This window comes from Solibacillus sp. FSL W8-0372 (genome assembly GCF_037969735.1).
GTDB lineage: Bacteria > Bacillota > Bacilli > Bacillales_A > Planococcaceae > Solibacillus > Solibacillus faecavium.
On record NZ_CP150204.1, the window covers coordinates 3,478,770 to 3,493,627 of the forward strand.

Annotated in this window: 14 protein-coding genes; 5 read left to right on the forward strand and 9 right to left on the reverse strand. The window is 35.9% G+C overall.

Annotated elements, in window-relative coordinates; translation table 11 throughout:
- Nucleotides 1-144: 144 nt before the first annotated feature.
- The 5 genes from MKY13_RS17835 to MKY13_RS17855 all read right to left on the reverse strand — a co-directional run bounded on the left by MKY13_RS17835 (nucleotide 145) and on the right by MKY13_RS17855 (nucleotide 7,404).
- Nucleotides 145-1,713: an alkaline phosphatase family protein gene (locus MKY13_RS17835; protein WP_191700933.1), complete on the reverse strand. Its 1,569-nt coding sequence runs from the start codon at nucleotides 1,711-1,713 to the stop codon at nucleotides 145-147.
- 165 nt (nucleotides 1,714-1,878) lie between these two features.
- Nucleotides 1,879-2,667: a CsxC family protein gene (locus tag MKY13_RS17840; protein ID WP_191701032.1), complete on the reverse strand. Its 789-nt coding sequence runs from the start codon at nucleotides 2,665-2,667 to the stop codon at nucleotides 1,879-1,881.
- Nucleotides 2,668-3,005: 338 nt separating this feature from the next.
- Complete coding sequence (locus MKY13_RS17845; RefSeq protein WP_339214244.1) at nucleotides 3,006-4,730, reverse strand: hypothetical protein; 1,725 nt, start codon at nucleotides 4,728-4,730, stop codon at nucleotides 3,006-3,008.
- Between the two features lie 442 nt (nucleotides 4,731-5,172).
- A complete protein-coding gene (locus tag MKY13_RS17850; RefSeq protein WP_339212637.1) occupies nucleotides 5,173-6,450 on the reverse strand; it encodes an IS110 family transposase in 1,278 nt (425 codons plus the stop codon).
- Nucleotides 6,451-6,645: 195 nt separating this feature from the next.
- Complete coding sequence (locus MKY13_RS17855) at nucleotides 6,646-7,404, reverse strand: CsxC family protein (protein WP_191700931.1); 759 nt, start codon at nucleotides 7,402-7,404, stop codon at nucleotides 6,646-6,648.
- A 155-nt stretch (nucleotides 7,405-7,559) separates the two neighbouring features.
- Here MKY13_RS17855 and MKY13_RS17860 point away from each other — a divergent pair, with 155 nt between their 5' ends.
- Both MKY13_RS17860 and MKY13_RS17865 read left to right on the forward strand, forming a co-directional pair.
- Nucleotides 7,560-8,747, forward strand: a complete 1,188-nt coding sequence (locus MKY13_RS17860) for a ParM/StbA family protein (protein WP_191701031.1) — start codon at nucleotides 7,560-7,562, stop codon at nucleotides 8,745-8,747.
- 11 nt (nucleotides 8,748-8,758) lie between these two features.
- Nucleotides 8,759-9,124, forward strand: coding sequence for a dehydrogenase (locus tag MKY13_RS17865; protein WP_191700930.1), 366 nt, complete (start codon nucleotides 8,759-8,761; stop codon nucleotides 9,122-9,124).
- A gap of 55 nt (nucleotides 9,125-9,179) precedes the next feature.
- Here the strand turns inward: MKY13_RS17865 and MKY13_RS17870 are convergent, their stop codons facing one another.
- Complete coding sequence (locus MKY13_RS17870; protein WP_191700929.1) at nucleotides 9,180-9,737, reverse strand: CotY/CotZ family spore coat protein; 558 nt, start codon at nucleotides 9,735-9,737, stop codon at nucleotides 9,180-9,182.
- Between the two features lie 196 nt (nucleotides 9,738-9,933).
- Between MKY13_RS17870 and MKY13_RS17875 the strand changes: the two genes are divergently transcribed.
- Nucleotides 9,934-10,563: a nitroreductase family protein gene (locus MKY13_RS17875; protein ID WP_339214246.1), complete on the forward strand. Its 630-nt coding sequence runs from the start codon at nucleotides 9,934-9,936 to the stop codon at nucleotides 10,561-10,563.
- A gap of 259 nt (nucleotides 10,564-10,822) precedes the next feature.
- Entirely contained in the window at nucleotides 10,823-11,251 is a 429-nt protein-coding gene (locus tag MKY13_RS17880) for a MarR family transcriptional regulator (RefSeq protein WP_191700927.1), read from the forward strand.
- A 262-nt stretch (nucleotides 11,252-11,513) separates the two neighbouring features.
- Here MKY13_RS17880 and MKY13_RS17885 read toward each other — a convergent pair whose 3' ends face one another.
- Nucleotides 11,514-11,873, reverse strand: coding sequence for a MerR family transcriptional regulator (locus MKY13_RS17885; RefSeq protein ID WP_339214249.1), 360 nt, complete (start codon nucleotides 11,871-11,873; stop codon nucleotides 11,514-11,516).
- 74 nt (nucleotides 11,874-11,947) lie between these two features.
- Here MKY13_RS17885 and MKY13_RS17890 point away from each other — a divergent pair, with 74 nt between their 5' ends.
- Complete coding sequence (locus MKY13_RS17890; RefSeq protein WP_339214251.1) at nucleotides 11,948-12,634, forward strand: type 1 glutamine amidotransferase domain-containing protein; 687 nt, start codon at nucleotides 11,948-11,950, stop codon at nucleotides 12,632-12,634.
- 262 nt (nucleotides 12,635-12,896) lie between these two features.
- Here the strand turns inward: MKY13_RS17890 and MKY13_RS17895 are convergent, their stop codons facing one another.
- Nucleotides 12,897-13,076, reverse strand: a complete 180-nt coding sequence (locus MKY13_RS17895) for a hypothetical protein (protein ID WP_339214253.1) — start codon at nucleotides 13,074-13,076, stop codon at nucleotides 12,897-12,899.
- A gap of 290 nt (nucleotides 13,077-13,366) precedes the next feature.
- Nucleotides 13,367-14,731, reverse strand: a complete 1,365-nt coding sequence (gene rlmD, locus MKY13_RS17900; RefSeq protein WP_339214255.1) for a 23S rRNA (uracil(1939)-C(5))-methyltransferase RlmD — start codon at nucleotides 14,729-14,731, stop codon at nucleotides 13,367-13,369.
- Nucleotides 14,732-14,858: the final 127 nt, after the last annotated feature.

The window sequence follows — 14,858 nt, forward strand, 5'->3', positions numbered from 1 at the left end:
TGTTATTTATTGACACAGAATTGTTATAGATAGAACTGATTATTCATGTTGTCGGGACAATTATTAAGCACAATATAATATTCTAAAAGGATTAAAAAAGAACGAATTCCTTTTCTGGAGTTCGTTCTCTACCAAAAAACATTGTTAGTCATCCCCTAATAATTGAAGAATCCACTTTTTCACATCGACAAGGCGATTGGGTAGCGGAGATTCATTCGTACCTGTAACAATCATCGGAACAATAGAATCTGCTCTATGAAGAGAGCCATGTGCACCGCCACCTGCATGATCATGACTATGCTTTTCTATAAATTCATAGGAAGGTTTGGCATCCACGATAATGACACGCCCAAGTTGTGAGTGAAGCGCGCCATGTAGCCTTGCAAGCGCATCCGGATAATCTTGATACTGAATGTGTCCTTCATTAGTCAGCTGCAAATCCAGGATAGAAGTATTCCCGGCAATCTGCCATGATTGCTCATAGTCATCCACATACTTGCCATTTGGTGAAAATGTTAATTCCTCATCACTGACTGAGTTTACAACATAGTTTGTTTGATCATCTTTCCACGCAATAAAGCCAATACGTTCTTCACCTTTTAAATTTCTCACCACTTCTAAAATTTTGACCTGCGGATCTTTCACATAAATGTATGCCATCCGCTCATTAACTGCTATTGCTAATTGACCATCATTCTTTTTCCCTTCCCAAAAAGTATAATTGTTCAATAATTTATTTAAATCGATTAAAGAATGATCCTTATCTTTGCCCACGGAAGATTGGCCACTGTCCCCCAGTACAACCCATGTTGCCTTTTGAATAGCTTCCTCCCAGGACGGGAAGCTACTTAATATTTCTTGAAGTGCCTGATCTGCTTTTTCAATGCCCTTTAAATCCTCTGGTCCATGTTTATGGATAGAGGCATCCGCATCCGGTAAATAAGCAAGTGTAAAGGGTGGTAACTTCTTTTGTTCGATTAAGTATTTTACTTCCTGAGCTGTAAATTTGTTATTAACACCCAGGCGGTTCCATACATATTTATGACGGTTATTTTCTGGGCTATATTGTGAAAGTGCTCCAAGTGAAAATAAGGAGGGTCCATTTACTTTAACTTCTTTTGGTAAGAGTTTAGTCATTGTTATGAGCCTCGGAACGTTTAGTCGATGTTCAAAACTTCCACGGTATAATAGACCATTTATCGAAGCTGATGGCAGTTTACGAATTGCCATCTCTTCATGAATCGTTTGGACATTTTTACTTAAATGATTCTCATTGAGATGAATGACACTGTCCCGGACAACATTTCTTACCCCATTATTCCATATTTCACCGATTCCGCTTCCATAACTAATCATCCGATTTTCGTCTTCTTTGAACCAAATCAGCCCCGGTATGTTATGTTGGTCCGAATAAGTGCCTGTGAGTAATGTACTATCAATAGTGACCGACATCGTCGGGTAAGAGCTTATGATTTCCCGATTATAATGTCCATTGTTAATCAAAAATTCAAAGGCTGGTGCTTTTCCTTCTTGAATTGCTTTTTGTAACGGATCACTCATTAATGAATCTACAGCGATTAAAATAATGGGTTTATCGCTTGAGTTTACTGAAACATCATCCAAATCTTTGATAGGAGATACAGAAACTGCTAGTACAAGAACAGTACAGATAAACATTAAAAAAATTAACGTAATTATTATTTTACGTTTCATGAATTCACCTACAATTTAATTTATCAGTTTAGTATGGGTTGAATTATTTATTCCATTCAGAGGCAGGTTAGTTTATTTAATCAACCACCCCCTTCTTTTTCAAGCAAAAAAAACACCCAAAATCGCATAAACGACTTTGGATGCTTCTTAAAAACTAACTTACTTTTATTCTGCTGCAGGAGGAGGAGTGATACCAGGAAGAAGGTCAGGAACTACTGATACAACGCCACCACCAGGCACGTTAATTTGTTGAACTTGTAATACTTTTAAAGTAAGGTCAAGTACAATTTTTTCACGCAATGTGTGGAAAGATCCATCATGATAAGTGGAGTGCGGTGAAAAATCAAGTTCAAAGAAGTTGGCAGCAAGTAACTCACCGTATGGTTGCTCATTGTATCTCACAAGGTTTTGGAAGAAGTATTTATCCAAACGAGCATCCATTTGAGTTTTTTCATTAACGAAATTAGATTCTGCATTTTCTGATACACCAAAGATAGGTGGATTTATGAAATCACCAGCTGTTAACTCTGCAAAACCTGAGAATCGAACATTTGCGATTCGATCTTGTAGTGGTGCATTGTAATCTGCTGAAGCATATTCAATATTTTTACGAATATGTCCTCCTACAAATAATTTCGCTCTTGTAACTGTGAAAAAGCCAGTTGTACCAATTGGTGCGAATTCTACTGGTACTAATTTAACTTGATCTAAAAATACATGTTTTTTAACTCTTTTAATCTCCGTAGCTGGCGGATAAAGTGAAATATCTGATTCTACGACAATTTGAAGAGTTCGCTCTGCAAGTACTACTGGAACTTTAAAAGTAGGTGTTGGTAGTGGAGATGTAACTAAAGTTACGTCGGAATCAGTTACAGGAATTTGTTGATTTGATTTGACCCCAAGATCCTCCCCTTTGCTTTGACCTTTTCCGTGTTTTGGATAGCTATCCTTCATTGGAAAGCCATCATTACTTGAATAATGTTGATCTGTCATTATCTAAACCCCTTTCAATTTTGTTAGAGTTATTCACTCTACATTCCTAACATATGAACGGATGATTTTAGGACGTAGGCCAGTCAAATAGTCAGATGATTCAATTTTGGAAAACTTTTAGTAATTCATTAAACTTAAGGTCAATCTTTTTCACTCTAACTTTGATTCTAGAAATAAGCTCTTATGGTCTGTAATGAATTATACTTAACTGAAATTCCAAGCTTTTAATGTGTCAAATTAACACATTTTTATGTAAAAAAAGCCTGTCCTCCTTCCCCCAAAAAAAAAGCTACTCAATGTTATTTCGAGTAGCAATCCAGTTCTATATATTGTTCCTGCACAAAATCAATAGACAATTGAGCAACACCACTCACTTGAAGATGCTTATCTTTTAAATTTAATTCTTGGTGCCAAACAAAATCAGTTTGTTTTAAATGACTATGAATAGGTTCTGAAAATTTATGGTGAGATTCAAAATGGAAACTGGATGTATGTTCATTATGAGATTGGAACTGAAATTCATTTCGGCTACTATGAGGGTAATCCGGGACGACTAACCAGTTAATACTTGATGTTTTTGACCATGGAATAGAGACTTTAATTGATCGTATTCTACTTTCCAATCCTTTGTTGCTAAATTCAATATCTGCGACGAATTCACCCTTTAGAAAGACTGTTTTTGAAGGTAATACAACTTTACAATCAAGAGATTGTATGGACCATTCAACTTTTCCTATATTTTCAATTGGCCTTAACAATTTAACTGTTTCGACAATATCTATTTCTGTTTCCAATCTAGACAGTAATACTTTCATCTTTACAGTTGCTGTATTTCTCTTATCAATATTATTAATAAAATGGATGTCCCTAAAATTTGATAAAGCTTCTTTTTCACCAGATTTTTTCTCTTCCAAGCTTGGAAATAAACTGTCTTGCTTTTCTTCTTGCAGCTCATCGCTTTCTGTAAGCATAGTAAAATATTCATCTTCAATAGTTTCAGTAGTTTCATTCAATTCACTAATATCTTCTTCATTCATTTGATTGTCTTGCTTTTTTTCAAGTAATTCATCGCTCTTTTTCCCCTGCAATTCATCACTTTCTGTAAGCATGGTGAGAAATTTTTCTTCAATAAGGTCGGCAGTTTCATTCAATTCATCAACCTCTTCTTCAAACATGGTGATGTCCTGATTTTCTTCCTGCAATTCATCATTTTCTGAAAGCATAGTTAGGAATTTTTCTTCAATAGGATCGGTAATTTCATTTAACGCATCCATATTTTCTTCATTCCTATCACTATACAAGTCTTCTTCTTGCATCTCATCATTTTCTAAAAACATGAGGAGCACTTTTTCATCAATAGTGTCTTTATTATTGAATGATTTATTATTCTCCTCTTCAGATATTAAATCATTGTTACGCTTATCTAGCATCGAATGAAATTCAGCAAATAGCATTCTGGAATTTTCGTTTTTTGTTTGAACACTGTTTTCAGTATCCGCATTATTGTTATCAACAGCTAATTTATTTTCAGGCATAGATGTGCTTTCCTGCGTAATTAATGCAGTATCATTATCAAATGGATTTTCCTGATTAGTTGTAAATTCTTCTTGTATAGAAGGATTATCTTCAAGCATATTAGAAAATTCCTCGAATAAATCGGAAACTACATCTTTCTTGTCCATTTTTTCATTTTCTGTTTTTTTATTTTGATTATTATTAACTATTAACTTATCTACAGGATCTTCATTTAAAGGGTTTTGTATGGAGTCAACTTTAGGTGGTGAAAACATAACCGGTTTTGGGTCCGTTATGCTTTCTAATTGATTATTTATATAGATGGCATTTTTTAGGATTTTATCAGCTTGTTTATTTTTTCGACTATGCTGGGTTTTCCGCTCTTCGAATTCTCCCTGATTGTTAAAAGAGAAATGAATGTCCTGGGGAATAGTTTGATTTTTATAATTATCATAAACCTTATTTTGAAATGAGTCGGGGTCTACATATGGATTTCGAAAATTATTCATCGCTTAATGGAAGGAATGCTCATAAACATTCCCTCCTTTCCCCTCCCTCTATAAATGTTGATATATCAATGGCTAGCGCCATTTCTGAGTGTCAAAAAATTTTTTTATGACACATACATCTATCGTTATTTTGTAATTCTTGATTTTTTTTACAATGCGTCCGAACGCTTCGCTAAAGGATGATCCATTAATTGGTAATAGCTATCCTGATCTAGTGCCGTATATTGATGCACATTTGGATCTCTGCGTTGCTTATGATGACGGACCCTCCCATGTCTCTAGGCGTCTAATTGCGCGTACATTCCTTCGTTCGGTCTATTCATAAGGCAGAGGCTGGCGATGCTCCTTTAGGGACTCATTTGAATTCATTCAACGGTCGGATGGTGAAAATAATGCCGGCTTCTCTGTGTCATCCTCTTGTTTTTGACTTCTACTAGTGATATTAAGCAGCCGTTTGGAGACTAGCGAAATCGGTCATCATTTGATGTTCGTTAAACATTGTTTTCTTTTTGCATAGGGCATGTAAAATCTTCAGTAACTTCCCACATAACACGACGATGGACTGCTTCTTTCGAAGCGGATTGATGGTGCGTGTAGTGTAATATTCATGTAGTTGTTTGAACGCTGGATTATGCAAGATTAAAGGCATCATTACTCGAAAGAGGAGGGCGCGAAGTTTTCTTCTCCCTCGTTTGGAAATCCTTTTTTTTCCCTTTTGCTGACCAGAAGAGTTTTCACGCAATGTGAGTCCCGCTAGTTTAATTAATTGGCGTGGATGTGCATATTGCGTTAAGGAACCTACCTCTGATAATAAATCGACAATTGTAACATCACCGATTCCAGGTACCGATGCTAAATATTCATAATCCGTCATTTGTTTGGCTAACTCTACGAGCTGAGCTGTTAATTCATCAAGCTGAACCTGCATCAATTTGTGCTGTGAAAGAAGCGTGGCAATTTCGAATTTGGCCATCACTAAACCTTCTGTCAGTCCGATTGAGCTTTCTGCAACCTCGACTAATTGCTTTGCCTTTGGTAACTGCGGGCATTTCATACCCTCTACCTGCCGATATAAAAATAGTAATTCTTCTGGTGATTTGCCTACAATATCTGTTGGCAACGGTGTCATTTCAAGGACCGCATACGCCATTTTCCCAAAGCTTTTAAACACTTGTGTGAATTCAGGGAAAAAGCGATCCAGCCAACGGATAATGCGATTTTGTAGGGCATTTAAATCTTCTTGAACCTTTGAACGTAAAGTCGTTCCATTTCGTAACTCAGACTCGATTCCTTCAAGATGTCGGGGATAGCTGAAACGACCGTCTCTCATAAGGCGAGCAATGATTAGCGCATCCTTTTGATCATTCTTCGTTTGCAGATTGTCATCTAATTCCTTCGAACGATTGACGTGCATTGGATTGACCATCACAAATGGAATCCCATAGTTCGTTAAAAAAGCAGCTAAGTTCATCCAGTAGTGACCCGTTGGCTCGAACCCAACGAGAATTTCATGTTTATCATAAGTTGCTTTAAGCGCCATTAGGCGTTCATAAAGGTTTTCAAAACCAATACGTGATTGCGCGATTGGAAATGATTTTTGGAGCACTCGACCTCGATCATCAATTGCACATGCATAATGTTTATGTTTAGCAATGTCGATGCCGATAACTAGAGTATTTTCAGAAACTTGATTAATTTTCTCATTCGTATTAAAATTCATTGGAATGGAGTCCTCTCTGTAGATGTATGAGTCAATGACCGTTGACACTCAAGCATCATACAAGAGGGCTTTTTTATTTTCAAGTCCCCGAAAATCTTTCTAACAGGAATGCTCCTTTAGAAAGACTAAAATCCCTTTTACTCCATTAAATATACAGTAGTGAAATTTAAAAATTCATATTGCTGGAGTAAGTGCTTAACAATAGTCATCACAATCATCGTTTGTTGTTGAGGACACCCGAATTTGCTGATTTTGAAGTACTTTTAACGTTATATCAACGACCATCTTTTCTTCAACTTGAGTAAAGACCCCTTCACCAATAGGAGCATTCTTTGGCAAGGGAGACCGATTAATTGCCTCATCCCATTCAATAATATTACTTGAAACTAACTCGCAAAATGGTAATTCATTGTAATATTGAGTGGAGTTTTGATGAAATTGAGATAAATCACTTGATAGAAATTCATCTTTTTCCGGAAAACCACTTGGCAATGAATCCGAAATCAAAAAGTCGAATTCACTCCGTTTGTTGACTGCAGGCTGAACAGGTTTTCTCAAATAATGTTTGATTTCAGTTACACAGCTAAAAGGAATATCCACCGTTAACGAATTTATACTGGAAGAAATCGATTTTAAATTACAATCCGGTTCTAAATTTGGGCTCGCGTATTGAATATTTTTTCGTACAAACCCTTTAACGAATAATTTATTCGTTGGTAAAAGTAACCTGCATTGTACTAATTTAATCTGTTTTTTAACATCTTTTATTTCCAAGACATGCGTAGGAAATTTAATACAGGCATCTAAATTTACTTGAAGAGTGAGTTCAGCTAATACAACAGGTACTTTCGTATATATTTTCCCTATACTTACATTGGGTTTATGAGGTTTATTATCACATTCACTTAAGTTTAATGGGAAATCACATACATCGTTTTTTTTATCTTCGTACATCTTGCCCCTCCTAAATTTCAATTAGTGCATCATATGCGGGCTAAATGCCCATCCTTTGGGCTATTGCCTAAAATCATATTAAGCATGAAATTAAATAGTACAGGCACGAATGGGCTATTGCTCTGCATACAATTGAAAGAGAGGTGAGTGAGAAAATGGACGGGAAAAACTTTCTTGCGGTTGATTGCGGGAATAGCTGGTATAAAGCTTTGTCATCCGATGACGGATATTATTTGGATTACCAGCTACCAAATGCAATCTCTTTATATGATGAAGGGTTCTATGAAAAACCTTATGATGAAGGAGATATAAAATTTGAGGAAAATCTTATCATTGAACTCAAAAGCCATGCCATTATCGACAAAAGGGAAATATACTATATTGGTAAGGCAGCCACTAAACAACGCGATGTAAGTTTAACCGGATTTAATAATCAAAAAGTGGACGAAGATCGTACTTATATTCTCTTATTTGGTCTAGCTGCATTTCACGCTATTTGCACAAATCCTAACGAAACTGAAATACACTATCACATTGATCAACTAGCCGTATCACTGCCAACTACTCAATATAAGGAAATGAAAGATAAATTTAGACAACGCTTAATCGGAACACATACAGTAATTTTTCATAAGGTACCAGGTATTGCAGAACCGAAAGAATTAACAGTCAAATTGTATGTGGAAGATGTCATTATCGGTGCGGAAGGTGCTTGTGCTTATCTTGGATTAACACGAGATCAAGAAACGCTGGTAATCAAAGATGATGATCTAGTGAAGGATTCACAGAAAGGGATTATTATTGGCGATCTAGGTGGAGATTCTGTTGATTTTGTTGGAATTAAGAATAATAAACCAGTTGCTTCTGTAGAAGGAGAAACATTTGGCATCAATCAATTTCTCGATAATATTATTCAAAAGGTAAGTAAAAATGAATTATATAAATTTGATTCACGTGCGGAATTAGAAGAAAAACTGGCTGCAGGACAATCAGAATGGTATGTGGAGCCTTTTGCAGGTGTTAGAAAAGATATAAGTAAATATATAATTCCACAGTTAAAATCCATGGCCATAAAGTACTTGGAATACTTTGATCGTGTTAGAAGCAGTTCAAGCGAGATTAAAGGAGCTACGCGATATATTGCAGTCGGGGGTGCAGCCAAACTAGCACAGAAGCAAATCCAGGAAGTTGCTGTTCGCTGGGCTGATAGAGGACGACCAATCCAATTAACATTCCCTGAAAATATGGAAAAATTAAATGTTCAAGGCTTAATGATTCTTGCAAAAATGAAGCAAATAAAAATAGAACAAGAAAATGAAAACCTCCTCTCCACGAGAAGTTAGAGGTGATGGAAATGGCTAAATTATATACAGATTACTTTAATCATACAGCACTAACAGTTCCATCACATTTTATTGATGTTAAAAATGGTGAGACAGTGGAAGTTTCAACAGAAATCTTCAATCAAATTGAATACCATACCGAAAATCAGACCCTCATTCATTTAGTATTATCTGCTCTTACTGAATATTTTCACCCAAATAAAAAAAGGGAATCAAATAAAGATATATTAATGGAATTAGCCGAAATCAAACAAATGTTGCAGGGTAATCAATTAAATAAAGCCTATGTAAGCAATCCAAAGAAAAGTGCACAGCCAAAAACAACCGAATTAGATTTAAAGGAAGTTGATGATATTCTGGAGGTTTTTGGAGGATAAATAATATAGGTGAACTTGAGGGGGGAGTTCACCTATTATAAGACCATAAAGGATTCTATAGTCGTACAGCAGGCAATGTTGAAATGGCACAGAAGCAGGATAAATCAACAGTGATGCAAATCCCTGTTTTCATTAGATCGTCAACATACTGATGATTGATTTGATCACAAGGGCTATGGATCTTTCCGCATCGGTCTCTTTTTGGTTTAAATGTTAGAAGTTCCAATTCAGCGCAATTGCCTTTTAACTCCCTAATTTTGAAAACAAAGCTAGTAATACATACGAACTTCTTATCCTTCAATCCTACCGGACAAGCAGCTACCCCTTCCGCTTTAAATGGCGAACATCCACAATACAAAATAAACGGGATTGTATTTTTATTAAACTTTTTAGGCTCTTCTAAAAGTTCTTCAAATGATTCATCACAGGAAGAACACTTCTTCTCATGTTCTTTCTCAACTTTTCTTTGCGCTTTTAAAATTGCTTCAAGAACTTCTTCGACACAAGCACCTTTATTTTTTCCGTTATGGCAGTTACCTTTGCAATGTCCTTCTTCTTTATGAGTTGGAAAATACTCCTCATCATAATGACTCTCTTTTTCAAGGTTATACATGTTCTTCACTCCTCATAAATTATCGTTATTCTTTTTATCATATGGAATGATAAAGCATTGTGCTTGAACACTTTGCCTATTAGAACGGAGCAAATTACACTATCACAAAATTACCTACCAAACACATGACTTGTCAATCATTGACCAATCAACTATAATGAATCCGATTCCAATTCTAACAAAAAGGGTGAAATATATGTTACAACAAAAAACAGCTTTAGAAAAATTAATGGAAGAACGTAAATCAGTACGTAAATATGAGCCTGGTGTTACAATTCCTCGCGAAAAAATTCAACATATTTTAGAACAGGCAACATCCGCTCCATCATCGAGTAACTTACAGCCTTGGCGCTTCCTAGTTATTGATGATCCAGAGCAAAAGAAAGAATTACGCTCTGCCGGTTTTAATCAGGAGCAAATCGAAACATCATCAGCAATTATTGCGGTAATCGGCGATATTGAAATGTATAAAAACGCTAAGCAAATTAACGATTTAAATGTTGAGTTGGGCTATATGCCACGTGAGATTGCCGATATGATGATTTCCAATTCTGAAACGGCGTATAGCAATTTTTCTGATGCTGAACGCAGTAATATTGCCCATTTAGATTCAGGTCTAATTTCTATGCAAATTGTACTTTTAGCGAAGGATATGGGCTATGATACAGTAATAATGGGCGGCTTTGATAAAGCAGCCTTTGCTAAAAAATATGAACTGCCTGCTAATGAGCTGCCGATGATTTTAATTGCGATCGGAAAGGCTGCTATACCAGCGCGTAATTCATCACGTTTACCATTCGAACAAATTATTCGTTTTTCTAGCTAAGGGTTTTTAGAGGGATTTTCAAAAGGCCTGTTACTGACCCGTATCTCAATAGCATTAAATTATGTAATCTACGTAAGTTTGAATTTTTTTATCCTTTATCCAAATGAACGGAAATGCTAACATATAGGCATCAGACAAAACGACCAAACTTGAGGAAACAAGAGCAATTGGTGTATATAATTAGATACCTAAATTCTTCTATATAAATCAAGTATTTGTGAGCGTAAAACGAAGAATATTCATTGTGAGGAGGGTTAGTATGGAAGTTTGTTTGGATGATAAAAAGCAAATGATTATGAGTTTAAAAAGATTGGACCGTCACGTAACGCAAATTTTTGAAAAAAGAACAGAAGTTAGTTTAACTAGATATGAAATTTTAGTTTCTTTAATTAAAAAGGGTAGTGTTACACAAAAGGTACTACAAGAGTCCTTAGCTATCGACCAATCGGCCATTACTCGTCATTTAAAGTTGCTTGAAGAACAGCAATATGTCGAACGCAAGCGTAATGAAAAAAACAACCGTGAAGTACTTGTAACGATTTCCGATAAAGGACGAGCATTATTGGAAGGTTGTACAATGTTTAACGATCAATTTCTGAATGATCTCTACGAGGATTTTTCAGACAGCGAATTACAGCAACTTAAGCAATTTCTTATGCGCTTAAATCATAATGTGGAGAAGCTCTAATTTTATGTAGCTTCCCTCCCGTACGTTTCAATAATGAAAGGCTTAGAGAATATATCTCTAAGCCTTTATTCATTCTAAACGGTATGCATATCCATTCCCCTCTGACTCTACTTAATATGTACAATTACCTCGCCAATCTGGCCAGTACCATAAAGAAAAGTTTTGAAGATGTATGGAAACTGTTTGTTAACAAAACTTCTAAGAGATGATTTCAAGTAATTGGCTAGGTCCTAGTAGAATCACTCAGCTTAATCTTTTAACGTTATTTTAAATCTGTATCTGATAATGTAGGAATTATTTTCTGATCAATTTCATTAATAAAAGAATTTAAAATATCAATTTGCTCTTCTAGTTTTTTCTTGTGCTGAATTAATATTGCTTGTGTATTAATCTCTTCCTGTTCTATATTCAGCGTTGATATATTTTCTCTTATATCCTCAATTGACATGCCTAGACTTCGAAAACATTTAATTAACTTTAAAAGTTCAATGGCTTGTTCATCAAAAATCCGATGTCCTTGTTCATTTCTTTTTATTGGTGGAATTAAATTTACTTTTTCATAGTATCGAATTGAACTTGCAGGAATTTCAATTAAGAGGCTCGCTTGTTGAATTGTATACACGAGGTGTCCTCCTTGACTTAAAGTATGGTTTAACCTATAAGCTTGATAGTATCAAACTTAAAGGAGATTGTATAATGAAAAAGATTTTATTAGTAGTAACGAATACCTCTAAGTATCCCAATTTAGAACGTGCAACAGGATTATGGTTAGGAGAAGCTGTTCACTTTGCAGCTGAAATAGAAAAAGCAGGGTATGAAATTGATTATGTGAGTCCAAAAGGCGGTTATACACCACTTGACCCGCACAGTTTGCAACCGGATCAAATGACCGAATTAGATTGGGAGTATTACACAAATACTAATTTCTTAAATAAGCTAAGCAATACTTTGCCTGCTGACTCTATTAACCCAAATGATTATGCTGCTATCTATTATGCAGGTGGTCATGGAGTTATGTGGGATTTCGCAGAAGATGAAAACTTGCAAAACATTGCAAGTACTATTTACGCTAACGGTGGCGTTGTTTCTGCCGTTTGTCATGGAGTTGTAGCGTTATTAAACATTAAAAATGATGACGGTGAACTTCTAATTAAAGATACTAAAGTAACTGGCTTTACTAACACAGAAGAAATGGCTGTTGGACTAGATAAAGTCGTTCCATTTTTAGCTGAAGATGAACTTGTTCGTAAAGGGGCAAATTACGTAAAAGGTGATGATTGGTCAGTATTCACTGTAACTGATAATCGTATTGTTACAGGACAAAATCCCGCATCAGGTGGCGCAGTTGCTGAAGATGTAATTAAATTATTAAAATCACTTTAATCTTTACTTATGTAAAAATTGCGTTTAAGCATCTTCTTATAGGGGGATGTGGCAACACATTGGTGTTGGTCGTTTTAAGTAGTTGGCTAGGTCCTATAATTGTAGGACCTAGCCCTCTTTTGTTTTTTTAGAATTTTTTATTTTGAAATACTCATTGTTAAAAACCCTTTCCTACTGATGATCAAGTACATCAGTGCTATTGGGCTCTCCTTAAACTGGTAGAAGCTGCAATCAAACTCCAGAGTCATTTTATTTACTAAATTTAAAGCACAGAACGCCACTTTTGAAGATGGCCATTAACTGAGCATAGATTGTTTACTTCATCTAAATTATGAATCGGTGTTTGTTCAATTTTTGAATCTTCTGTTGCAATTCTTACTGGCTTTAACTGTTCTACAATATGCGCCTTTTCTTTATGCATCTGAGCTGTTTCAATAGTCATCTAATAAACTCCTAATAATATGATTTTTATGTATTTTCTAAATAATATATTAGAATAACAATTTTTACAACCTATTTTACTATTTACGAAATAAATCTTTAGAACCAAAAAAAGGAAATAACTAGTGATAGCAACGAGGCAATAGAATCCCATCGGTAACAAGTTATGTTTTCAATATCTATAAATGCCCTTTATAAATTATTCAATTTGCGTGGTCTGATAATATTACCGTTTTTTAAAACAATAAGAAAAAGCGAATTCCAAATACAGAATCCGCTCTTTATAAATTATTAAACTAACTCCAACCAAGCAACTGCTTCACAATGCGTCGTATGCGGGAACATGTCGACTGGCTGTACTTCCTGTGTTTTATAGCCGCCATCTTCTAAAATACGAAGATCACGGGCAAGTGTTGCAGGGTTACAAGACACATAGACTACACGTTTAGGTTTTTGTTCGATAATCGTATTCAGCAGCGCCTCATCACAGCCTTTACGGGGTGGGTCTACTACTAATACATCAGCCTCTTTACCTTCTTTATACCAGCGAGGGATGACTTCCTCTGCAGGTCCTGCCTCAAAGTATGTGTTCGTAAAGCCATTCAATTCAGCATTTCGCTTAGCATCTTCAATTGCTTGCTCGACAATTTCAACACCCATTACATGTCCTGCCTTCTGTGCTAAAAACAGTGAGATTGAGCCGATTCCGCAATAAGCATCAATTACGCGCTCATCGCCTGTCAATTGTGCATAGTCCAACGCCTGTTTATACAGCACTTCTGTTTGTATCGGATTTACCTGATAAAACGAGCGTGCTGAAATTTCAAAACGGACATTGCCAATTGTATCTTCAATAGTATCCTTGCCCCAAAGCGTAAATGTTTCATTGCCGAAAATGACATTTGTTTTTTCGCTGTTTACGTTTTGAACAATTGATGTGACGTTTGATATAAGCTCACGGATTTTTTCAATTACCACGCTTGCCTGTGGGAACTTTTTAGACTTCGTTACGAGTACAACCATTACTTCTCCAGTAGCGCGTCCTTTGCGAACGACAACGTGACGAAGCATTCCCTGATGGGATTTTTCATCATATGGACGAACACCTATAATTTCTAATTCGCGTTTTAAGTCAGCCATTACTGTATCTGCTTCCCCTGTTTGGATTAAACAGCGCTCCATATCCACGATTGAGTGTGACTTCGTTTTATAGAAGCCCGCCACCATTTCGCCCGCCTCATTTTGTGCGAATGGAATTTGGGATTTGTTGCGGTAATGCCAAGGATTATCCATTCCTTTTACTGGATGGACAGGTGCGTCAATTTTCCCTAAGCGTTTCATGACGTTTGCAACCATGTTTTGCTTCCACTTCAATTGGCCTTCGTATGAAAGGTGCTGTAACTGGCAACCGCCACACTGATCAAAATATACACATGGTGCTTCAACGCGGTCAGGAGATTTTTCAAGTAAGTTGACTACTTTAGCAAATCCGTAGTTTTTTAAAGTTTTTAAAACATGCACTTCTGCTGTTTCTCCCGGAAGTGCACCTTGGATAAATAATGGATAACCGTCAATTTTTGCGACGCCATTGCCATCATGTGTTAAATCTTCTATATAAACCGTTGTACGATCATTCTTTTTAATTGGTGCTGACATATTCTATTCTTCCTCTCAATTCAATCTCTTTATTGTACCACGCACCTTATAAATTGCACTCATTATACTTTCGAACGATTTTCCTTATATTTCTTTTTGTTACTTTTGTTATAGAAATCGACAACTA

Coding starts and splice junctions, on each gene's coding strand:
- MKY13_RS17880 (WP_191700927.1), top strand. CDS start 10,823: ATGGAAGTTTGTTTGGATGATAAAAAGCAAATGATTATGAGTTTAAAA.
- MKY13_RS17895 (WP_339214253.1), bottom strand. CDS start 13,076: ATGACTATTGAAACAGCTCAGATGCATAAAGAAAAGGCGCATATTGTA.
- MKY13_RS17840 (WP_191701032.1), bottom strand. CDS start 2,667: ATGAAGGATAGCTATCCAAAACACGGAAAAGGTCAAAGCAAAGGGGAG.
- MKY13_RS17835 (WP_191700933.1), bottom strand. CDS start 1,713: ATGAAACGTAAAATAATAATTACGTTAATTTTTTTAATGTTTATCTGT.
- MKY13_RS17850 (WP_339212637.1), bottom strand. CDS start 6,450: ATGAATTTTAATACGAATGAGAAAATTAATCAAGTTTCTGAAAATACT.
- rlmD (WP_339214255.1), bottom strand. CDS start 14,731: ATGTCAGCACCAATTAAAAAGAATGATCGTACAACGGTTTATATAGAA.
- MKY13_RS17865 (WP_191700930.1), top strand. CDS start 8,759: ATGGCTAAATTATATACAGATTACTTTAATCATACAGCACTAACAGTT.
- MKY13_RS17845 (WP_339214244.1), bottom strand. CDS start 4,730: ATGAATAATTTTCGAAATCCATATGTAGACCCCGACTCATTTCAAAAT.
- MKY13_RS17875 (WP_339214246.1), top strand. CDS start 9,934: ATGTTACAACAAAAAACAGCTTTAGAAAAATTAATGGAAGAACGTAAA.
- MKY13_RS17860 (WP_191701031.1), top strand. CDS start 7,560: ATGGACGGGAAAAACTTTCTTGCGGTTGATTGCGGGAATAGCTGGTAT.
- MKY13_RS17870 (WP_191700929.1), bottom strand. CDS start 9,737: ATGTATAACCTTGAAAAAGAGAGTCATTATGATGAGGAGTATTTTCCA.
- MKY13_RS17855 (WP_191700931.1), bottom strand. CDS start 7,404: ATGTACGAAGATAAAAAAAACGATGTATGTGATTTCCCATTAAACTTA.
- MKY13_RS17890 (WP_339214251.1), top strand. CDS start 11,948: ATGAAAAAGATTTTATTAGTAGTAACGAATACCTCTAAGTATCCCAAT.